General features: G+C 45.6%; 17 protein-coding genes. 8 read left to right on the top strand and 9 right to left on the bottom strand.

Features of this window, described 5'->3' with window-relative positions:
• The 7 genes from LFX17_RS19255 to LFX17_RS19225 all read right to left on the bottom strand — a co-directional run bounded on the left by LFX17_RS19255 (window position 1) and on the right by LFX17_RS19225 (window position 9,004).
• Complete coding sequence (locus tag LFX17_RS19255) at window positions 1–1,398, bottom strand: MBOAT family O-acyltransferase (RefSeq protein WP_238748530.1); 1,398 nt, start codon at window positions 1,396–1,398, stop codon at window positions 1–3.
• Window positions 1,395–2,555, bottom strand: a complete 1,161-nt coding sequence (locus LFX17_RS19250) for an SGNH/GDSL hydrolase family protein (protein ID WP_238748528.1) — start codon at window positions 2,553–2,555, stop codon at window positions 1,395–1,397. The genes LFX17_RS19255 and LFX17_RS19250 overlap by 4 nt, the downstream gene beginning before the upstream one ends.
• A 14-nt stretch (window positions 2,556–2,569) precedes the next feature.
• A complete protein-coding gene (locus tag LFX17_RS19245; protein ID WP_238748520.1) occupies window positions 2,570–3,985 on the bottom strand; it encodes an MBOAT family O-acyltransferase in 1,416 nt (471 codons plus the stop codon).
• Between the two features lie 73 nt (window positions 3,986–4,058).
• Window positions 4,059–5,444, bottom strand: coding sequence for a hypothetical protein (locus LFX17_RS19240; RefSeq protein ID WP_238731809.1), 1,386 nt, complete (start codon window positions 5,442–5,444; stop codon window positions 4,059–4,061).
• A gap of 336 nt (window positions 5,445–5,780) precedes the next feature.
• Complete coding sequence (locus tag LFX17_RS19235) at window positions 5,781–6,383, bottom strand: LIC20162 family protein (RefSeq protein ID WP_238748518.1); 603 nt, start codon at window positions 6,381–6,383, stop codon at window positions 5,781–5,783.
• Between the two features lie 4 nt (window positions 6,384–6,387).
• Entirely contained in the window at window positions 6,388–7,533 is a 1,146-nt protein-coding gene (locus LFX17_RS19230; RefSeq protein ID WP_238748509.1) for a glycosyltransferase family 4 protein, read from the bottom strand.
• 22 nt (window positions 7,534–7,555) lie between these two features.
• Complete coding sequence (locus LFX17_RS19225) at window positions 7,556–9,004, bottom strand: glycosyltransferase family 87 protein (RefSeq protein WP_406600719.1); 1,449 nt, start codon at window positions 9,002–9,004, stop codon at window positions 7,556–7,558.
• Here LFX17_RS19225 and queA point away from each other — a divergent pair.
• The 4 genes from queA (at window position 9,003) to LFX17_RS19205 (ending at window position 14,050) form a co-directional block, all read left to right on the top strand.
• Window positions 9,003–10,067, top strand: coding sequence for a tRNA preQ1(34) S-adenosylmethionine ribosyltransferase-isomerase QueA (gene queA, locus LFX17_RS19220; protein WP_238748500.1), 1,065 nt, complete (start codon window positions 9,003–9,005; stop codon window positions 10,065–10,067). The two genes, LFX17_RS19225 and queA, sit on opposite strands and share 2 nt — an antisense overlap.
• Before the next feature lie 217 nt (window positions 10,068–10,284).
• Window positions 10,285–11,910, top strand: a complete 1,626-nt coding sequence (locus LFX17_RS19215) for a S16 family serine protease (RefSeq protein WP_238748492.1) — start codon at window positions 10,285–10,287, stop codon at window positions 11,908–11,910.
• Window positions 11,911–12,193: 283 nt separating this feature from the next.
• Window positions 12,194–13,582: a hypothetical protein gene (locus LFX17_RS19210; protein WP_238748478.1), complete on the top strand. Its 1,389-nt coding sequence runs from the start codon at window positions 12,194–12,196 to the stop codon at window positions 13,580–13,582.
• A gap of 159 nt (window positions 13,583–13,741) precedes the next feature.
• Window positions 13,742–14,050 (top strand): YbaB/EbfC family nucleoid-associated protein, encoded by a 309-nt coding sequence (locus tag LFX17_RS19205; protein WP_118957249.1) that lies wholly within the window; start codon window positions 13,742–13,744, stop codon window positions 14,048–14,050.
• Between the two features lie 34 nt (window positions 14,051–14,084).
• On the opposite strand, the gene LFX17_RS19200 is transcribed toward LFX17_RS19205, so the two are convergent.
• Complete coding sequence (locus tag LFX17_RS19200) at window positions 14,085–15,620, bottom strand: peptidase M30 (RefSeq protein WP_238731802.1); 1,536 nt, start codon at window positions 15,618–15,620, stop codon at window positions 14,085–14,087.
• A 99-nt stretch (window positions 15,621–15,719) separates the two neighbouring features.
• On the opposite strand from LFX17_RS19200, the gene LFX17_RS19195 reads away from it, so the two are divergent.
• A complete protein-coding gene (locus LFX17_RS19195) occupies window positions 15,720–16,487 on the top strand; it encodes a hypothetical protein (protein ID WP_406600718.1) in 768 nt (255 codons plus the stop codon).
• Window positions 16,488–16,499: 12 nt separating this feature from the next.
• Here LFX17_RS19195 and LFX17_RS19190 read toward each other — a convergent pair whose 3' ends face one another.
• Complete coding sequence (locus LFX17_RS19190) at window positions 16,500–17,264, bottom strand: leucine-rich repeat domain-containing protein (RefSeq protein WP_238748760.1); 765 nt, start codon at window positions 17,262–17,264, stop codon at window positions 16,500–16,502.
• Window positions 17,265–17,511: 247 nt separating this feature from the next.
• On the opposite strand from LFX17_RS19190, the gene LFX17_RS19185 reads away from it, so the two are divergent.
• The 3 genes from LFX17_RS19185 to LFX17_RS19175 are packed head-to-tail and all read left to right on the top strand — an operon-like array spanning window position 17,512 to window position 20,934.
• Window positions 17,512–18,075 (top strand): LIC20153 family lipoprotein, encoded by a 564-nt coding sequence (locus LFX17_RS19185; protein WP_238731801.1) that lies wholly within the window; start codon window positions 17,512–17,514, stop codon window positions 18,073–18,075.
• A gap of 18 nt (window positions 18,076–18,093) precedes the next feature.
• On the top strand, window positions 18,094–18,798 hold the full coding sequence (locus LFX17_RS19180) for an HmuY family protein (RefSeq protein WP_238731800.1): 705 nt from the start codon (window positions 18,094–18,096) through the stop codon (window positions 18,796–18,798).
• 6 nt (window positions 18,799–18,804) lie between these two features.
• Window positions 18,805–20,934, top strand: coding sequence for a TonB-dependent receptor plug domain-containing protein (locus LFX17_RS19175; protein WP_238731799.1), 2,130 nt, complete (start codon window positions 18,805–18,807; stop codon window positions 20,932–20,934).
• The last annotated feature ends 68 nt before the right edge of the window (window positions 20,935–21,002 follow it).

Here is a 21,002-nt window from a genome sequence, read left to right as displayed (position 1 = left end):
TTAAAATTGAAAGTAGATGAAGTCCTGACCCTTTCCGGCGTAATTGGAAAGCAGCAAAACCAGCAAAATTAGAAAAACGGAAATTACGATTTTCTGATGTTTGAAATAGAATCGCGGAGCCTTTTCAAAATACTCGAGAGTATGAAGCAGAAAGCCGCCGATCAAAAACGGCACTACGAGATTCGTCTTTAAAACCTGTTTGGCAGGTTCCGAAACCCAAACAAGGCCGTGACAAAGAATATGCCAGCTATCGGCCAAACTCTGAGATCGGAAAAAGATCGCACCGATTACGAAAATCGAATATACGAACGAGGCGCGAATCGCAAACCAGAGAAATCCCTTTTCGGGTAGTTTCGGAATTCCCAAACGATCCATCAACCGATCGATCACAAGGCAAAGTCCGTGCCAAAAACCCCAAATAACATACGTCCAACTCGCGCCGTGCCAAAAACCGCCTAACGTGAATGTGGTGATGAGATTGAGATAAATTCTAGGCTCGGAAGTCCTAGAACCTCCGAGAGGAATGTAGATGTAATCCCGAAGCCAAGTCGCAAGCGTAACGTGCCACCTTCTCCAAAGGTCTTGTATGCTCTGACTGAAAAACGGCGCACGAAAGTTGACCGGAATGTTGAATCCCATCAGAAACGCGCAACCTCGCGCGATGTCCGTATAACCGCTAAAGTCGCAATAAACCTGCCAAGTGAATCCCTGCACCGCGAGAAACAAAGAATAACCGTCGTATTCGGAAGGATTGCGAAACACCGGATCGACCAAGGAGGAGATGTTATCCGCAACAAGAATCTTCTTCGCGATCCCCAGTCCCAAAAGATACAAACCGGCGTAGATGTACGAAGGTTTGATTCTTACCTTATCCAGAATCGGAAAAAAATCCTGATGCCTCATGATCGGACCTGCGACCAATTGGGGAAAGAATAGAATGAACAAAGTAAATCGGAAAAAACCGCAGTTTTCCGTAATCTTTCCGCGGTAGACGTCGACCACGAACGCGATGATCTGAAACGTATAAAAGCTGATCGCTAAGGGAAGAATGATCTGAAACCCGAAGGTCTTTTGATCCAAAAATCCCCAACCGGTCCAAGCATAAAAGTTATCCGTAAAAAAGTAGAAGTATTTAAAAACCCCTAAATTGATCAGATCGAGCAGAATGACGGCCCTTAAAACTCCGGGATTTTTTTTCTTAAACAAACTGGAGATTGCAAGATAGTTAATATAAAGAATCGCTAATAAATGAAACAGAAACGGAACGCTCCAGGTCGCGTAAAAAACCACGGAAGCGACTACGATCACCCATTCTCTGTATTTTCTTCCGTCGTAAGCCCAATAAAAAACGTAAACACAGAGAAAGAAAAGAAGAAAGAGAGTGGATGTAAAAATCATTTCTTATCCTTCTCCAAAATTCCTTTCAGATCTTTTGCAAACGCGTCGGTAAGTTTCTGCATTCCGATCGAGTTCAGATGGATCAGATCGTAATAATAATCCCCGTTTTCCGGCCCGTCCAAAAGATCCTGATAATCGAGCAAAGGCACAGGGTTTTCCGGATGGATTCTTGCAAGTTCCCGCTTCCACACTTCGTTGCGTTCCGGAAGTCTCCACTGCTGGATCAATTGACTGTACGGCGCGACGACTCCGATAATCCGAATGTCTTGTCCGTTTTCCCTGCCGATTCTACGGATCTCATCGTGCAGAATCTTAAGCCGATCGAAGTATTGTCTCGTTACGTCGTCCTCTACCGCGTTCGACAACGGATTGCTCGAGATGATACAAGTATCAAAGATCGCTTTTTTATGAAAACGATCCGAACCTTCGGGGATCGGCTGGCCGTTTGCAGGATCGGTTTTTGCGACGCAATCGGGCACGTCCTTGATCGGATACATGCTGATCTTTTCTTTGTAAGAATTCTCGTAATCCCAAGGATCGGAATTCTCCAGTTTGAAACGTTTGCCAATGTCCTTGATTCTCTTGGAAGGACTCAAAATCAGATCTTGAATGTCCCTTCTGTAAGCGATCGACTTCAGAGTGATATAAGCGAGATCGTCCACATTTACGTCGTAACCGAAACTATAAATTCTCGGATATACTTCCGAACGATCGAACTCGGAGATCATCGCCAGCGTATGCAAGTTAAGAATTTTTTGACCGACCCAAGGAGTTGTGATCTCGAATACGTGAACGACGGTTTTTACTTTTTTAAAATGCGGAAGGGTTTTCAGAACGGCGAGATCCTGAACGATCAATTCCGTTCCCGGAATCGCGATGGATTGAATCTTTTTTCCAAGAGGAGCAAGTTCTTTATTTAAGATCGGAATGGACAAACCCTGATAGGCAACCGATGTCCCGACAATGAGAACATCCGGATCGAACGTATTCTGTTTTTCTAAAACGTGATTCGTGATTCTGGATACGTTGGCAGCGTAGGAATTCTTTTTTAAGAAAGGTCTATAGCAGCCGAATTGCATTCCTGTTTCTAAAAAGACAAGAATCAGAACCGGAATCCAGAACTTAGAATCTTTGATAAATGCAAGATATTCTTTCATAAAAGAAGTTAATCCTAAAACGCAAAGTAGAGGAAGCTCTGACTTTCCGTGATTCCGAAAATCAAAAGCATGAATACGTTCGCCAAAAAGAATAAAACGAACTTCCAACGGCTCTGAACGACTTTTTCTATATTATTTTTATTGAATAGATAAGAAGCCACAAAACAAACCAGAAGCAGAATCCCGTACATGTAGTTTCCATATCCCTTGACTCCGACAAAACCGTCGGGGCCGATAAATAGAAGGGACTTCATCATCGGGATCGCCTTTTCCATCGTTTCGGCGCGGAACATGATAAATCCGAACGTTAGGCAAAACATCGTAAAAACGCGCGCCCAGATATCGTATACGATCCCGCCTTTTTCGTTGAGAAAGTCCGCGAGTTTCGTTTTCGTATATTCCCTATTTGCAAGAATCATAATACCTTGCCAAAGTCCCCAGCCGATATAGTGGTACGCCGCTCCGTGCCAAACTCCGGCAAAGAACCAAGTGATGAAAATATTTCTGTAGATCAGAAGGTTCGTTCCCCTAGAACCGCCGAGAGGAATGAAGATATAATCCCGAATCCAGGTAGAAAAGGAAATATGCCAACGGGACCAATGATCCGTGATGTTTCTCGCCACCATAGGAAAATTGAAGTTCGGATCGAACTTATAACCGAACAAACGGGCGACGCCGATCGCGATATCGGTGTAACCCGCAAAGTCGAAGTAGATCTGCCAACCGAACGCGAGCGCCCCGGTCCAAATCTCGATCGGATTCAGAGTCGCATAATTCGCAAAGGTGGAATCCACGACCTTGGCGAGATTGTCCGCAAACACGATCTTTCTCGTAAAACCGATCAGAATCTGACAAAACGCGATTTGAATGTCTTCCTTGGTGACCGGAAGGGGAACTTCCAAGTCGCGAAAGAAGGTTTGCGCGCGAACGATCGGACCCGCAACCAATTGAGGAAAAAAGGAAACATACAATGCGAAATCCAAAAAGGATTTTCTCGCTTCGATCTGACCGCGGTAAACGTCGATCGTATAACTCAAAGATTGAAACGTATAAAACGAAATTCCCACCGGAAGAATAATATCATAATACGCGAATTTAAAACCTGCAACCGGAGTCAGATCGTTCACAACGCCTAACAAGAAGTTGGTGTATTTGAAATATGCGAGAAGTCCGAGGTTCGTAACGAGAGATAAAACGAGCCAGAGCTTTCTTTTTTTCGAACCGGGAGCCGCCGCTTCGATTTTTAACGAAGCGTAAAAGTCGATGACGATCGAATAGAGCAAAAGAACGATGAATTCTTTTCTCCAAGACATGTAAAAGTAAAAGCTCGCACCCAAAAGAAAGATTCTTTGGATCTTACCCTTGAGCAAATGATTGAGGATGAGTACGATCGGGAAAAAAAATAAAAAGTGAAGCGAGTTGAAGAGCATGTTTCGACTTATAGGCTGTTTTTAAAGACCTGAAGAGCAGTTTTTCAAACTAGAATATCCTTACAACTTCAATTTAGGGCTTTGGAGATTTGGAATCTGTGGCAAAAATCCCTATTTTTTCGGATTGGGGCGGATATACTTTTTCGGGAAGAATCGCATCCAGTTTGAATTCGATCCCTTCGATATAACTAACGGATTTTTTCGCGGAACGAGGAAACGTGGAAAAAGAAAAATTCACAAGAAACAAAAGCAAACACCAAGCGAAAAGAAGCGAATGATAAAACGCTCTTGTTCCGAATGCAAACGTTCTCCACTCCAAAGACTTCAACGTCAGACCGGCGAGCAAAATCAAACCGATCGAAGTCCCCACCCAGAACTCGAAAAAATAACCTTCCCACCAAGTATAAAAAACGATCGAAGGAACGAGCCAAAACGAAAGTAAAACGACTTCGATGCGGAATCGTTTCCATACGTTTCGCAAGTTCAATAAAAACAACGAAACGATCGAAACCCAAAATAAAAGATTGAGATTGTAGGGAAGGGCTTCTCTTTGTTCCCAAGACTGCGGTCTGATCCGAAGGCCGTTTTTGACGCCTTCAAAATTCAAAAACGCGTCTCCGATCCCGCGATAAAAATTCATCACGTAGTTTTTTGCTTCCGGAGAATTTCCCCATTTGTCCTTTGTCGCATACAAAAAAAGCCAGTTCGCAAAGTTTCGTTCGCTGTCCAAGGGCGCGCTGAGATTTCGGTTTAATAAAATAAATCCCACGTAGAGATACGATAGAGTAAGAATTCCCACGAGAAGAAAACAATACGCAAAGATAAACCGAAGCTTCCAAGAAAACCGGAATTCTTTTCCCTTCCAGGTTTGAGAAAATAGGATAGAGATCGGAACCAAGGGCAAAAAGAGAATATCGGATTGGTGGAAGTAGACGCCGAAAAGCTGGATCGAAAAAAGGGCCGCGAGCGTAACGGGGGAATGGCCGTTTCTTGCGAAGTAAACGCAAAACAAATAGAGCAGCGCGGTCAAACAGGAATGAATGAGCGGCGTATCGTTGTGTTGGGCGTAAAACCAAAAACCCTGCGAAACATGTACCGCCAGACCCAACACAATGGCGCCTAACGTGTCCGAATAAAGTTTTCGATACATCCAGATAAAAAAGAACAAAAACAAAAGAGCGGAAACCAGAATGCGGAGACGAAGACCGAACATCACCGAATCTTTTCCGAAAATTTCTCTCCAAAGTTTCAAATACAAATATCCCGTGCTTTCAAAACCGAGATGATGCGGATTGTAGAAAATTCTCCAGGTAAGATCCGAATTGATATTATAGGCGTAAACGATCGCGTCCCAATCGTAATGTCGGGAAAGAAAACGAAGATCGAATAAAAAAACGGCAAAGATCAAAAGGATCAGAAATCCGAAAAAGATTCTATTTTGAAGAAACTGTGATCTCATTTGGACTTTGTTTGTTTGCCGTTTAGCATCTTTTCTCTTTTGAACAAATTCACTTGTGATCCGCGATCTGATTTTCTTTTGTCAAGCGGGATTCTTCAGTTGTTCCGACAAACTTTCCGTTCGGAAAAAACTTGCAGCAACGTTCTCTACGTACTGCAAGCGAGTTATTCGGGGCAATCTGAAATTCAAAACATAACTCCAAAAAAACAAAACGGTAAAACGAAATCCAAGCCGGGCAACAAGATCGAAACGGCCGAAAATAAAATCTTAGAACCCGCACAATCTCAAAACTTTCAAATTAAAACGGATCTTCACAAACAGAAATATTCTAAAATTCTAATATTGAAACAAACCGTGAATCAGATTGACATTCGGTCCTCGGAAAAAAAACGGAGAATGCAATCCGTTTTCAGAAGCGATTCCTTCCGAGCGAAGATCGGGCGTTACGATGACGATTCTTTCCAAACCCAAAAGTTTCCGCAAGAATCCAGTTTTATGAACGAGCTGAATTCCGTTCTGTTTTAGGTTCCACTGAAATACGTTCTTACCGAAAAGCCCTCCGGTTTCGAGAAACAAGGTTTCGCCTTTGAGTGAAACGAACGTGAAACAGGTTCTGCCGATAAAACGAACCCAATCGATCACAAACGCAAGACCGATATAACCGAAGGTCAGATAACCGACCGCGAGATACAATCGTTCGTCCTGCAGAATCGGCAGATTCAGCACCTTGGGAATCAGGAGAAAATCCGTGAACTTTTGCAGAGACGACGCGGACAATTCTCCCGCAAGAAAACAACCGTATAACACCGCAAAGACGATCAAAGTCACGAGAATCGGAGGGATCAGATTGATCCGTAAGCGGATCGCGGCGCCGGAAGCGATCTCGTCGGCGTTTAAGGATTCCCATCCGCCATAGAGTTTCTTTTCTGTTTGTTTCATAGGATTAATGATGCAGTTCCTTTCTGTGTTTCCAAAGATCGATCAGACCTTCTTCGATCTTTTTCGCGGTTTTGTCCCAAGTCCACTGAGAAGCGTCCCAAACCGACGGTCTTTGCAATTTTTTTCTTTGTAATTCCGCAAGCGCCGAAACCCAAGAATCCACGTTCAACGGTTCCGCAAAAAGATCCGTTCCTCGGTCCAAAATTTCATGAAAGACGGGGATGTCCGAAGCGACGCAAATCTTTCCCTCCCGCAGCGCTTCCAATAAAGGTAGACCGAAGCCTTCGTGGATCGAAGGGAAAAGAAAGGCGGAACATTTTTGATAGAGCCAGGCCAACACTTCATCGGCCGGATTCTCCACGAAAAAGATTCCTTCCGATTCCAAGGTTCCTTCTTTGAGAAGTTGCGTCAGACCTTCCGACTTCCAACCCAAACGTCCGGCGATCACCAATGGAAAAGGATACGAGAGATTTTGCCGTTTTAATTTTCGATACGCCTCGACGAGAGTTCCGAGATTCTTACGCGGTTCCAAAGTCCCGATTGTAAATAAGAAATTTCCGGGAAGCTCGCGCAAAGGTTCTCGAACCGAAGGAAAGGATTCCACTCCGGGATAAACGACCTTCAACTTAGGATCCAAGTCCGCGCGGAACTTCAAGATGTCTTGTCTCGTATTTTCGGAAAGACAGAACACAAGATCGGCCCGGTTCAACGTCTTCGGCGAAAGAATTCTATGCTGCCAAAAGTTGGCGGTCGTCATCGTTTCCGGCGCGGAACGAAAATTGAGATCGTGATAGTTCACCGCGGTCAACGCGTTCCCGCAAGAAAGAGGAAGAAGCTGCAACGTTCCCCAGAAAAGATCGAGCCGATCTTTTCTGATCCGCTTCGGAATCGTCCAGTTGAGCCAAGCGACGCCCGGAAGTTTTCCGGTCATAAAAAAACGGGAATTCACGTTCGAAAGAATATCGTAAAATACCGTATGAATCGGTTTGTTCGAATAGAGATAGTATTCGAGAGGGGATTCGCTCGTGATCAATCTTCGCAATACTTCCGCAAGATATCTCGAATTTCCCGTGATTCCGTACGCGAGAGGGCGGACGTCGACTCCGACCCTAGGTTTGTATTTGAGTTCGTTGGTTCGAATCGGCGACATGGTTTTTCGGTCGTGCCTAAGTTTAATTCTTCGCCGCGGTTTCCGACTTCGCCGCAACCAAAAGAAGAACGTATTGAAAGATCGCGAAATACAAAAGATAGGAAGCCATCATCAACTTTTCTTCCGTTCCGCCTCCGATCAGGGAACGGTTGCACAGAAGAATCAGGACGGAACTCGCCAGAAACGCAAAGATTACTTTATCCTTTTTGAATAGAATAACAGCGGAGTCGACCGTCTTTTTCCAAAACGAATCGGACGATTTGTTCCAAGCCGGTAAAATCACATTCTCCGCAAACGTCCAAGTCCGATCCAAAAGCAGAGCGGAAGGGACCAAAAGAAAAACGAACGCGTGCACCCAGGAAATTCCGCTGAAGATCACCGAAAATACGAACAGACATCCCAAAGTAAATTCCGCTTTTCGCTTCATAAAAACGCGGACAAAAAACGGAATCACGATCAATAAGGAAAGAATAGAATAAATTCCTTTCACCGCGGTTTCGCTGAGTTCCCGGATCGGATATCCGAGTTGCGATTGATTCAAAACGTCCGCGTAATTCAGAAAATACTTCGCGAGTGTCGCGTTCAAACTCTGATTGTTCTTCCAAGCGCGGAACAAAGGGGACTTCAGATAATTGTCCAAGATCAACTGCTTCCAAGTCAACGTCATCTCGATCGTAAACGAAGGAGCGTAGACGCAGGGTAGAAAGATCCAGAAGAGCGCAAAGACAAACGTGTAAACGACGGCAGCGTATCTTCTTTGCATCAAAAAGAAAAGAACGAACGCTCCCGGAGTCAGCTTGATCACGATCGCAAGAGAAAGTAAAAGTCCCGACAACCAATCCTTGCTCGTATGTGCGGACGCGAGAATCAGAAAGATCAACAGAAAACCGACTTGATTGTTGTTCTGATGATTCTCCAGAAAACGAAGATTCAACAAACATAAAACGACGAAAAAAATCAGATTCCACTTTCTGTTTAAACGAATCGAAAGAATATACAAGGAGCCCAAAAGCGCCGCGAAATTGAGCGTCATAAAAACCGCGGAAGCAATCTCGTACGGAAAAAAAGAAATCGGTATGAGAAGAAATGCGAATGTCGGAGGATAGATGTACGAGCCCAGACCTTCCATCATATCCTTGAGTTGTAGAAACACCTTCGGAGTGAACGCCTCTTCGATTTTGATTTCACCCGATTGAAGTTTCGCAAGAATCTCGTCGATCTGTTCGAGGTTGTATAAATTGTTTCCTTGGGTGAAACGAACGGATGCGTTATAATAATCCCGGAAATCCGATCGATTCCCCGATTTGGAAATTCCGTTTAGAAAAAGAAGGGAGAAGAATAAAACCGTTCCCGCAAGAATCCAGGTTTTTCGATCTCTCAATTGCATTCTGAAACACTTTTCAACGGCACTGGAAAAGCCAACTAAAAAAGGATTCTCCTGCGGACCGCTCGCGGATCCACTGCAAACCATGTTGTTTGAAGACCTCAAAGAATTCGAGTTCGACTTACCCGAGGAGCGGATTGCGCGTTATCCGGCGGCTTATCGGGACGAAAGCAAACTCATGATTCTCGACGTATACTCGGGAGAAATCAAAACTGAACCTTCGTTTAAGAACATCGTTTCGTATTTGAGAGAAGGGGACATACTTGTCGCCAATCACACGAAGGTAAGCAAACGAAGAGTCTATCTCAAAACCCTGTTGCGAATTCACGAAGCGATGTTCTTGGAAGAAAAAGAACAACTCTGGAAATGCAAAATCCGCAATTCTAAAAAACTCAAACTCGGAGAAGAACTCAAGGACAACCGCACGCAAAAACTCGGATTTACGGTCGCAAAAAAAGAGGAGGAATTTGTTTTTTTAAAACCGCAGCGCGGACTTACGGAAGAAGATTTTGAAACGATCGGAGAAATTCCGATTCCTCCGTATCTTAAAAGAAATGCGGACGCGCAGGACGAAATCCGTTATCAAACTCTCTTTGCAAAAACGCCCGGCTCGGTCGCCGCTCCCACTGCAGGTTTGCACTTTTCGGAAGAACTTTTCGAAACGCTTCGGCGGAAAAAAATCCGGCTTTGCACTCTCGAACTCAAAGTGGGATACGGAACGTTTCAACCTCTCACCGAAGAGAATTTTCAAAATCAAAAACTGCATCGGGAAGAATTCTTCCTGGAAGAAACGATTGCGGAGCAATTAAACGCGGCAAAACAAGAAGGAAGAAGAATTCTTTCGATCGGAACAACGACTTTACGCGCGCTCGAATCCGCATACGAACCGGACACAAAGACGTTCCGAGGGGGACCGGGAGCGACCGAACTTTTCATTCGACCGGATGACAACCTGCAAAGCTGTGAAGGACTGATCACGAATTTTCATTTGCCCGGTTCCAGTTTATTACTGCTCGTTTCCGCCTTTGCCGGAAAAAAATTGATCTTGGACGCCTATCAAAAAGCGATTCGAGAAAAATTTCGATTTTATTCGTACGGCGACGCGATGTTGATTTTGGGAAGAAAAAAATCCGACCGGAATCGAACTTAAAACGGACCAAACAACATTGATTTTCGGTCCAGGCGTTTGAAAAGATGTCGTTCGAGTTTTAAAGAAGAAACAAGTTTCTTTTGTGAAAGCGCCCAAGAATCGATTTTTTCAAAGGATTAAATTTTCCCCTTTGAATTCGTCTAAGAAGCTACAAAGAATTCATACTGATTTACTTATTGATTGATCGTAGTAAGAACATGAGAGAGAATCGTAATTAGTGATCAAAAAAATAACTTCCAACCAAGCGGCAATCCGACTTCACGCGGGAAAACAAAAACCGAAAAACGGGCTCCCCGATTTTTTAGCGTTTCACAGGGAGGAACTCAGTTCTTTGCCGAAGGCTTTGGAAAATCCGGGAATCTTTTCCAATCTTTTGCTCACGGGTCCCGGACTCGAATCCAATCTCACGTTGCTTCAGGAATACATCTCCGGTTTAAAAAAGAATATCAAAGTGATCTGCGATCCGCATCCGGGCTTTTTGACGCTCGCCGGATTTCCCGGAAACACGGAGTATCGTCCCGGAAAAATGGCCGAAGCGGACGGAGGTTATCTGCTTCTTCCGATGCGCGCGCTCACGGAAGATTCCAATCTCTACTTTCTCGTAAAGGAAGTCTTGCAAACGGGGAAAATCGACTTTCTCACCTTGCCGGAAATGACCGGTTCCAAGGAAATGAACCGTTTTCATCCCTCGGTCAATACGCGTTTTCGGCTCATTCTCGCGGGAGAAGAGGGGGAAGTGGACTTTATTTCCGGAGTCGATCCCGACTTTTACGATAGTTTTTCGTTTAAGATTCACCTTCCGTACGAAGCCGTCATGAAGACAAAAAAGAATCTTCAGTTGTTCGGAGGTCTGATTCATTCCTGGGAAAAACCGGGTTATCCGAGTTTTGATTCTTCCGCGGTGGACACGTTACTCGAAATCGCACTTCGCTGGAACGACAGCAAAACCAGACTTTCCCTTTCCTTCGCGGAACTCAAAACCTTCGTGGGAGAACTTCTCGTTCTGTACAAAAAGGAAAAGAAAACTCTCACGAGAATCGACGTGGAATCCGCAATCGAAACGATCGAAAAAAGGATCGCGGTTCATAAGAGAAGATATCTGGAAAGCGTACGCGAAGGTTTGACGACGATCCAGCTGAAAGGGAAAAAAACCGGAAGAATCAACGGTCTTTCGGTGATCTTACTTCATTCTTCCTTATCCGATTTCGGACAAGTGAATCAGGTTTCCGCGCGGGTCGCGCTCGGGTCCGGTAACTTTATCAACATCGAACGGGAAGTGAATCTTTCCGGCGACTTGCACGATAAGGGAGTCTTTATATTACAATCTTATATTAAAGGAATGTTCTCTCATATCCAATCCTTCGGATTGGACGCTTCGATTCTGTTCGAGCAAAACTATTCACCGATCGACGGAGATTCCGCGAGCTGCGCCGAACTTCTCGCAATTCTTTCCGCACTTTCCGGTTTGGAAATTCCCTGCAATATCGCGGTCACCGGAGCGCTTTCCCAATATGGTGAAATTCTTCCCGTCGGTTCCGTGAACACGAAGATCGCCGCTTGGTATGAAGTGATTCAAATCGTCGGTAATGCAAAGGATAAATACCGGGTTTATATTCCTACCTCGAATCTGAGAGACTTGAATCTCCCTTCGCATATCCGCAAAGCGATGGATAAGGGAAAATTACAAATTTTCACCTGTTCTCACGTCGAAGAATTGATTCCGGAAGTTTTTGGAATTCCGGCGGGAAAATTCGGCAAAAACGGAAAATATCCGCAGGGAAGTCTGTTCCATTTAATAGAGGAACGAATCGACCGGAAAAAAGAAGAAGAGCACGAATTATAGAAACCAAAACTCGTCCAGGATGAGACAGAATCTTAGAAAAAATTTCTTTCCATGCGTATCGCGTCTTCTATATTGGAAGAAAGGAAATCAGAACTCGTTTTTTTGAATCATTGTAGCTCTGTCTTTGCAAAGGAATGTTTCTCAACGGAGAAATTTTCAAACCTGTCTTTTGGTCGGAGAAAAGTTTGCTATCTGAACGATTCTCCATAAAATCTTCGTCTAAAACCAGACTTATGTTTGCGTCTGGTCCTTCGACTCTGATTACCGATATTAAAATTAGAACATGAGACTCATCGGGGCGATCAATATTCAATCCTCCTTGCTCGTTAGCGGTTTGTCCGCTATCGGACTCGGACTTCTCATTTCCGTCGGCCAAGTCAAAACCCCCGAAAATTTTCCCGAAATCGAATCCGTTCCTCTGGAAGAAAAAAGCGAACCTTCCAAATCACATCCTACTTGGAAAGGAAAACACGAGGAACAAAAAGACATTCAAGTCTTCAAAATCTCCGGTTTGAAAAAACCTTCCATACTTGAGGGATGGGAAACCGATCGAGGTTTGATGGATGCAAAGGGTTCGAGCTTTACCGGAGTCGGCAACGGTTGGAATCCGTTTCCTTCCCGAAACAACCTGGGTTGGAACCAACCCGATTCGCTCTTTAACGATCAGAACACGAACTGGACGGGCGCGCGTTTTCTCGGCGGTAAACAAGGAAAAGTTCAGATGACTTCTTCCGTTCGTCCTTTGAATCCGTTCGGAGAATTGTCTCCTTCTCTGCGCGGCAGAAAATCCGATCCGTTCGGCCCGGCGGATCGCACCGGAGTCAACCAAGCTACGTTAGACAACTTTGAACTCAGTTATACCGTACTTCCCGGCGTGGAGGCGATCTTAAAAACGGGGAATTCCCTTCCCTACACCGCCGATCAAAAAGATCAGGGTTATTCGATGGCGGGTTTCGCTTTTAAACCGAACGAATACGTCAGCACCAAGATCGTTTCCGGAAGTTCGTTCGGGAACTCGAGCTTAACCGCGAACCGACTTTCGTATTCTCCTCATTCTTCCAACGTGCAGGCGATGAACATCGATCCGAACATCGGAAACAATCCGGTTTTGAGAAATCAGGCGATGGGGAACAGCGGAGGAAGAGTGATCGAATGGCAGGCGAACATCCAACCGATCCAACGTCTTTCGTTTCAGACTTCCGTTTTGAACAAAGAAAAGGACAAGGGTCTTTACAGTCCGGAAGCCGCGCGTTTTTCGATGTTCATCGATTTTACGAAAATCATCCTGAACGTGCGATACAGTTATTCCGCGGACCCGACCACGCGCAACAACGGCCTTTATATCACTCCGGAATCCGACGCGACTACGCTCGGATTTACGATGCTTTTGGATCCGGCCGGAAGATATTCTCTCTTTTTCGGAAACAACTATTACAATCTTCTTTCGCAAAGAAACACGGGAGTCAACACGCAAGTCGACGAACCGCTCCGGTCCTTCTCCGCGAGTTTCCGCGGAAAGACCGGCTTTCAAAACGCGATCTTTTTCATGAACTTCCGAAACAATCTTTCCAAAGGTGTGATTTATACGGACGTCGGTCCGTTCCGTCTTCCTGCGTTTTCCCAATATTATACGGAATACTTCACTTCTTTAGGAATGGAGCTTTCCTTCTAACTTCTTTTCTGGTTGCCCGTTTTTTTCGGTTTAAGAATTTGATCGGGAAGGGCATCTGCGGCTTCGCCCGTCTCGTCGCAATACGGAAATCAATCGCCCATCGACGCAACCGGTTCGAAACGATCGCAGCCGCTTCAGAAAATCAAAAGGAATCAAAGAATGTTCGGAAACAAGTTAGAATCAATGAAGCAGATGAATCAGATGCGAGTGAGAATGAAGAAGCTCGAAAAAGATCTCATGGCCCTCTCGTTCGAAGCGAAATCCAAAAACGACCTCGTAACTTGTATCTCCGACGGGAAACTGAACATCAAAGACATTCTGATCGAAGACGAACTTCTCGCAAAAAACGACAAGAAACTTTTACAAAAGAGCATCAAACAAGCGGTGACCCGTTCCCTCGAACTCGCGCAAGCCGCCGCCGAAGAAAGAATGGCGGAGTTCCGCGGAATGATTCCCGGAATGGAATAAAATCGCGATTTTTGAACCGAGATAAAATCCGATATCAATCGTTTCGAGTTCTTTCGATAGAATGAAAATAATCCAACGGACAGACCGCTTCCGGGCCGCCGGTTTCCGGTAAAAGAAGCGGTTCGCCTTCGTCTTCCGTTCTGACCACCGATTGAGATGCCTGACCCAAACGATACGGGTCGGCGTTCACCTGTAAAATCTTCAAACTAGGAACCGTTTTCTTCAGCAGAACGACTGCCGGTTGTGTTCCGGTGTTGCTTCGTGTTTGATCGATAAAATGAAACTGTCCCGGCTTCAAGTTGCTCAGAGGAATGATGAACGGAAGGGGTTGCGTTTCATACAATCTACGCAGTTCGTTTCCGTCGCTCGTAGCGGGGAAGGGAAGAGCGCCTAACACCGATTCCATGGCCGACTTGAAGTTGGACGCGCCTGCGGAGTCCACTCCCAACTGAGCTTCCGAAAGGGAAGTTTCTCCCGTGGACAACCATAAAAACGCGGCAAACAAACGGACAAAGGCGGCTTCTCCGGAAACACCCAAATCGTTTTTCTGCGCGGGTGATAGAGCGGTCACCGCCGGAGAAGTCAGAAAAATTTCAGCAAGACTCTGTGCGTCCTTAGCTCGCACAGAAGGTCCGGCAACGGTCTTCTTAAAGAAAGAATTTCTTTCCTGGACGTTCGAACCGGAAACGGTGTACAGATATTTCATAAACGCGTACGCGAACGCATAATCCACGATCGAAGAAAAATTGGCAGAACCGAACAAGGTGGAACCGTTCACACCCCGTGCGCAAACTCCGGAAATATTTCCTCGATAACACTGAATCCGATTCGTTTGCGGAGAATAACCCGCGATATCGCTGGCGACCTCGCTCGTCCCTTCGTTCAACCAGGTTTCGTCCCGCGCCTTCTGCGATTGATAATCGGGAAGTTCGAATTGGAAACGGATCAAGTGTTGAAACTCGTGCGCAATCGTCGACAAAAGAGTATCCGATTTACCGGACGCGACGTCCTTCTCCGCGAGTTCCTTCAATTGAACCGAATCGATATATAAAATTTCTTTTGTGTTGGAACGTACGCTCGATCGGGCGTCGTCCGCAAAAAAATCGAAAGGATCAAAAAAACCGGCCACGAAAGAACCGCCCGGTTTTGCTCCGTCGCGAATATCCAAAAACAAAATATGAACCTTTCCGCTTTGATCCATATCGGAAGGAACACCGAACGCGGCGGTCACTTTCGGAAAAATTCTCTGATCGAATTCGCGAACGATGTTTGCGTAATCCAAAACGTGTTCTTGTCCGTATTCGGCGTAAACCGCGACCGAACTTCCTTCTCCCACGAGATTAGCCTGCAGACAATAGGAGGAATTTTTGGTGATGTCGCGCACCCAGAACTTGCCCGGACCAGAACAACCGATCGCGGTAAGGATCAAGGTTTGCACGTATTGCGTTCCGAGCTTCGGTTTGTCGGAGGGAAAGAAGGAAGGGAAAACGCTTTCTAACGAGCAGGCGTTCGAAAAGCTGATCCAGAGAAGAATCCAGAACGTAAGCGCAAGTTTTTTTCCGAAATTCATTCTCATGAAAGATCTTAGACGAAAGAAACTTGATTGAGATTCTCTCTTGCCCCCGTAACTTGTCAGCATCTTGGCGCCTTCCATCCGGAGCAATCAACATTGGATAAAATATTTCCTAAGTTCAACCTGAAAACGCGGAGAATTCTTTCGTTTTTCGCGATTGCCGTTTTTACGATTCAATTCTGTTCCTTAGGAAATGAAAGGCTCGAAAACGAGTCCGCGTCAAAACCCTCTCTCCCCGTTCTTTCCGGGGAATACTATTCTCCGATTCAAAAATTAGAAGAAGGTTATTTTGTAAGAAAGTTGTTTCTCGATACGACCGCAAAAAAGGGAAAATTCATCTTCACTCAGTTAAGCGTAACGTTGAGCAAAAACCGGGAAGAAACTAGAATCGAAGGAATTGCAAAAGCGACCAGCAGAGGTTTTCGATTGATTCCCGAATCCTGCCGCGTATTTACCAATCGTGAATCGGGAAACCGATGGGCCCTGTTCCGCGCGTACGACTGCGATCACCTTTCCTTCGAAATCGAATCGAACCAATCCAACCGGATCTCCATCGCGCCCGATTTTATTCCGGGAACTCCGATCGGAGTTTATAGAAAATCCGCGTCTTCCGATCCGTCTCGAATCAGCGCGCTCGTTTTGGAAAGCGGCGGAACGATCTTAGAAGTCTGGGGACTCCGACTTTCCCGAGTGAGAAAAAACGCGTCCATCGTTTTAGAAAAAGAGAACGGAAAACGATATCCGGTCCGCGCACTCGAAACGATCGAGACCACGGGGCAGGTGACCGCGGAAGGTGTTCCCGTCGAAAAAGGGGACATTCTTCTTTATTCGAACCCGGGAGAATCGGGGCCCCTTACGTATTAAAAATATCGAATATTATAAAGGATTTATGTGCATAGGGACGAGCTTGAGATAGGGAAGCTGTTCGCGAATCCAATCCAATTCTTCTTTGGAAAGTTTTAAACCGCTCCACTCGAGATAACGCAAATCCTTCATTTCGTAAACGTGGCGGATTTCCCGAATTTTCGTATATCCGATTCGAAGTTCCAAAAGATCTTTACAGATCGAAATCGGTTCCAAGGAAGCCACTTCCGTTTCCCGAATATCGAGTTGTCTCAGCTTACATTCCGCACCGATAAACGATAGATCCTTGATCTTCGTTTTATACAAACCAAGTTTGGTCAGAGTTCCGACGGACGCATAACGTTTCAGATCTTTTTCATCCACGGAAGTTTCGTTCAGATACAAACTGTGGAGCGCGGGAAGCTTGTTCAACGCACTCAGATTCTTCACCTTGGTTCCGTTGACGTTCAAAAATCCGATCGTCTTTAAGGAACTGAGTTCTTCCAGATTCTCAAATTCGGGATGAAGAATTTCGAGCGAAACCAAGTTCCGAAAATCGACGAGACTGGCCGTGTCGGGAAGTTCGTTCTCGCCAAAGCCGATCCATCGGATTTGATACGGGTAATAACGAAGAATCTTTCCTTCTTTGGAATAGACGGGGATTCCCCCTGAAACCGGTTCTTTTTCTAAAAGCGAACAAGAAAGAAAGAAAAACAATGTAGAAAGCGTAAAGAAGCAACCGACTACGCGCGCGTATCGGTTTTGTTTCCATCGAGTTTCGTTTCGATCCGATCGCATCATACAACGATAAAAACCCAAATGGAAAGAAAGAGAAACCAAATTCTTTTTAAAACCTATGGCAGAAGGATAAGAATCTTGCCGTTTGGCTTTCGATCCAAGTAGATTCAATTTTGGGACAAATTGCAAATAACGTGCCTCCATTCCGTTTCTAAAGTTTTGAGTCTTTGCTCATTTTTGCCTGATTTTGAGTTTGACTCTCATCTTCACATTTTCAGAATGACTCTCAAAGACAGAAGGAGTCATTATGAGAACCATCCAGAAGTATGCTAAAACGGCAGTAATTTTTAGTCTCATCCTCGGAGCGCTCTTACAGTGCAAAAAAGAGGAGAAGGACGATGATACATTGAATCTTCTTTTATTAGGACTTGCGGCAAACGGCTACAACTGTTCCGCCAATGTCGGCGGTAGAGTAGCAGGACTTCCTGCAATGACCGCAACTACATCCGTTCAAACTTTAGTTTACGGAAAAGTTCCCTTTGTGAATCATTCCATCGCGGCCGTAAAAGTTACGGGTGCAGTAAACGGAACGAAAGTCGTTTTTACAGGGCGTAACGTTGCCGACTTCGACGAAGGGACTTCCAGTAATACAAATGCTCCTCTGGTTTACACGGCGTCTTCTTGCCCGTTGTTGGATCCTTCTTTGGATACCGCTAGATCCACGTACACCGGCGGCAGTGAAGGAACTTACTCCGGAAACGGCCCGTTTACGTATACTTTGAACGCGACTAAGGGCGGAGACTATTACTTCGTATTCTATCTCGCGAGCAGAACGGCGGAACCACCGACGACTACGTTCCAAATTCAATAAGATAGTAACCAACTGAAAATGTATTTGATCCCGAACTTCAGTCCGATTTGGAAACAAGCCCTGCTTGGGTTCGGGATTTTCACGCTTCTTATTTCGTGCGCAAGACAACATCCCGCGATCGACGAAGGAGAACTCGCATTTCGACAATCGATTCTCGCGATCCAAAAACAAATCGAAGAAGCAAACAGTTCCAAAATTCTTTCCACCGAACCGAACGGAGACGGATCGTTCACGACCAAGGTCAGAGCGGTCTCGTATGACGTGTGGATCAAATTCAGTTTTTCTAATAAAGCACAAGCCAACGTGCCGGATGTTTCGACCGGTTGGGACATCGGCTTTCAGAGATTCAAACTGCAAACCAACGGAGGATTGACCAATTCTTCGGCCCAAGGCGCGGCTTGTTTGACCAATCCGGTTCTTACCGATTTTAACGCCGCGGCTGCGAGTACATCCACGGCTCTCGGTTGCCCGAACGCGGCGTTTTCTCCCGATACGAACGTAATCGAAGTGGCTGCAGGAGGGGTTGAAACCAGATATGTAGGAAGCGACGTTCTCAACAAATGGTTCAACTATACTTTAGCCTTTTTGCAACCGAATAATAAACTGTTCGTGGTTCGTTCTCACACGGGCAACGAGTACTATCTGCTCCAAGTGACGGGTTATTATAGCTCCGAAGGAACTTCGGCATATCCTACGATCAAGTGGAAACAGATCTCTTACTAACCTCTCATGACCGTTCCCATGCGCCGAATTTTTCAACGTAAAACGATTCAGATATTGTTTCTGATTCTTTTTTGTTTTCCCATCGAAGCGCAAGATGAGAAGACGAAACAGGACAATAAAGTTTCCGAAAAAGAATCGCCGAACACGAATACTGCGAAGGAAAACACGATCTCGACCGAACCTAAAAACGGAAACGGTCAAACGGGACAAAACGGCCAGAACGGACAACCTCCCGAAGATTCGCAAATCGTGGTCACCGGTTCGCGCGGAGAACGGAGACTGAAAGATTCCACGGTTGCGACCGAGGTCATCTCCCGTAAAAAAATCGAAGCAAGCGGTGCGAGAAACGCCGCCGAAGTTTTGGAAACGCAACTCGGAATCGACGTGGTTCCGTTTTTCGGAGGATCAAGAGTTCGAATGCTCGGACTTGATTCTCAATACGTTCTTATTCTCATAGACGGGGAAAGAATTTCCGGACGTCTCAACAACGCGGTGGATCTCAGCCGATTCAAGGTGCAAAACCTGGAAAGAATCGAAATCGTAAAGGGCGCCTCATCGGCGTTATACGGAGCTGACGCGATCGGAGGAGTCATCAACCTCATTACGAGGGAAGCGGATAAAAAGCTCAGTTACGAAATGCGGACGACATACGGAAACGGAAGTCGGAAAAACTTCAATACCGAGGGAGAATTCAATACCACGGCCAACATGGGATTCCGCAACGAGATGGTGAGCGGCGCAGTATCCGCAGGTTATAATAAAAATCCTGGATATCGATTGGTTCCTGATTCGCAGGCGACGACCGGAAACGCATACCAAGACTTAAACGCGGGGATGAATCTTACCTTTAACCCGGACGGAAAGTTCAAGGGTAAAACGAGAATTCTCTACCAACACAGGGATCAGAACGGAGTCGACGTAACTCAGTCCAAGGCCGTCTTTGATCGAAACAACAAGACGCACGACTTTTTAGCGACAGGTTCTTTGGAATACGGATTCGGAAGAAAGAATCTGATCTCCTTCCGCGGAAATATATCCAAATGGGAGAACAAATACTACAATAACCAACGAGGTTCCGACGAGCTGGACGTAAAACAGTTGAACGCCGAACTCACTTCTCAGGGAACCGTTCAATTGGATATGGAAGCTTCCGACCGACATTTTATCACGATGGGAGCCGAATCCTTCGCGAACGAATTGGAATCGGATCGATTACAAAATCGTTATGTATATAGAACGAGAAAGGCGGCCTTCTTTCAAGACGAATGGACGATCTCCCGTTCTCCCAGAATCCGAGTGATCCCCGGAGTTCGGTACGACGACGATTCCCAATTCGGAAACCAAACGACTCCGAAGTTCGCGATGCGTTATGACATTCTCCAGAACTTGGTATGGAGAGCGAGTTACGGACGGGGTTTTCGTCCTCCGAGCTTTCAGGAATTGTATCTTCGTTTCGAAAACCCGGCCGTGGGCTACGTAGTGGAAGGAAATCCGAACTTAAAACCCGAGCGATCGATCACGATCAACTCCGATTTGGAATACACGCCGTTCAGTTTTCTTACATTCTCTTTCAGCTTGTATCGAAACGACATCATCAACTTGATTCAATACAAGTTCGATTCCAACAAGGGAAAAGAATTCGCCGAATTCGAATTGCAGAATATCGCAAAGGCATATACGAGAGGCGGAGAATTCGGAGTTCAATACCGGTTCTTAAAACATTTCACGTTGGAATTGGGATACAACCACACTGACACGAGAGACTTAACGACCGACCGTCCTCTGGAAGGAAGAGCGCTTCATCAGGCTTCGGCGAACTTCATCTACAATACACCGAGCGGTTTTCAATTCAACCTGAGAGGAAAACATCTCGACAAACGTCCGTTCTACAGTTCTACGAACAACTTATCCGCAGCGGGACAGGATTACATTCCGACCGAAGTCAAGCTGAACGAAAATCCTCCGGTCACGTACGGGAAACCGTTCACCATCATCAACATCCGCATGGAACAGAAATTCTTTGAAAAACGTTTCGCTTTGTTTGTCGGTGTGGACAACGTATTGAATCAATACGAACTCGCCTACAACCCGACGCGGCCTCGCTTCTACTACGGCGGATTTTCGGCTCAATTTTAAAAAACGGCACGGTTTCGGAGGGCGGCGTAGCTCTTAACGAACCTTTCACACGCGTCGATTGAAAACGG

The organism is Leptospira sanjuanensis, from assembly GCF_022267375.1.
GTDB classification, from domain to species: domain Bacteria; phylum Spirochaetota; class Leptospiria; order Leptospirales; family Leptospiraceae; genus Leptospira; species Leptospira sanjuanensis.
The sequence above is the reverse complement of the archived record's forward strand: the minus strand, read 5'-3'. Positions and strand labels throughout refer to the sequence as shown.

Coding starts and splice junctions, on each gene's coding strand:
- LFX17_RS19255 (WP_238748530.1), bottom strand. CDS start 1,398: ATGATTTTTACATCCACTCTCTTTCTTCTTTTCTTTCTCTGTGTTTAC.
- queA (WP_238748500.1), top strand. CDS start 9,003: ATGTTGTTTGAAGACCTCAAAGAATTCGAGTTCGACTTACCCGAGGAG.
- LFX17_RS19250 (WP_238748528.1), bottom strand. CDS start 2,555: ATGAAAGAATATCTTGCATTTATCAAAGATTCTAAGTTCTGGATTCCG.
- LFX17_RS19245 (WP_238748520.1), bottom strand. CDS start 3,985: ATGCTCTTCAACTCGCTTCACTTTTTATTTTTTTTCCCGATCGTACTC.
- LFX17_RS19175 (WP_238731799.1), top strand. CDS start 18,805: ATGACCGTTCCCATGCGCCGAATTTTTCAACGTAAAACGATTCAGATA.
- LFX17_RS19225 (WP_406600719.1), bottom strand. CDS start 9,004: ATGGTTTGCAGTGGATCCGCGAGCGGTCCGCAGGAGAATCCTTTTTTA.
- LFX17_RS19205 (WP_118957249.1), top strand. CDS start 13,742: ATGTTCGGAAACAAGTTAGAATCAATGAAGCAGATGAATCAGATGCGA.
- LFX17_RS19230 (WP_238748509.1), bottom strand. CDS start 7,533: ATGTCGCCGATTCGAACCAACGAACTCAAATACAAACCTAGGGTCGGA.
- LFX17_RS19190 (WP_238748760.1), bottom strand. CDS start 17,264: ATGCGATCGGATCGAAACGAAACTCGATGGAAACAAAACCGATACGCG.
- LFX17_RS19180 (WP_238731800.1), top strand. CDS start 18,094: ATGTATTTGATCCCGAACTTCAGTCCGATTTGGAAACAAGCCCTGCTT.
- LFX17_RS19185 (WP_238731801.1), top strand. CDS start 17,512: ATGAGAACCATCCAGAAGTATGCTAAAACGGCAGTAATTTTTAGTCTC.
- LFX17_RS19210 (WP_238748478.1), top strand. CDS start 12,194: ATGAGACTCATCGGGGCGATCAATATTCAATCCTCCTTGCTCGTTAGC.
- LFX17_RS19240 (WP_238731809.1), bottom strand. CDS start 5,444: ATGAGATCACAGTTTCTTCAAAATAGAATCTTTTTCGGATTTCTGATC.
- LFX17_RS19200 (WP_238731802.1), bottom strand. CDS start 15,620: ATGAATTTCGGAAAAAAACTTGCGCTTACGTTCTGGATTCTTCTCTGG.
- LFX17_RS19235 (WP_238748518.1), bottom strand. CDS start 6,383: ATGAAACAAACAGAAAAGAAACTCTATGGCGGATGGGAATCCTTAAAC.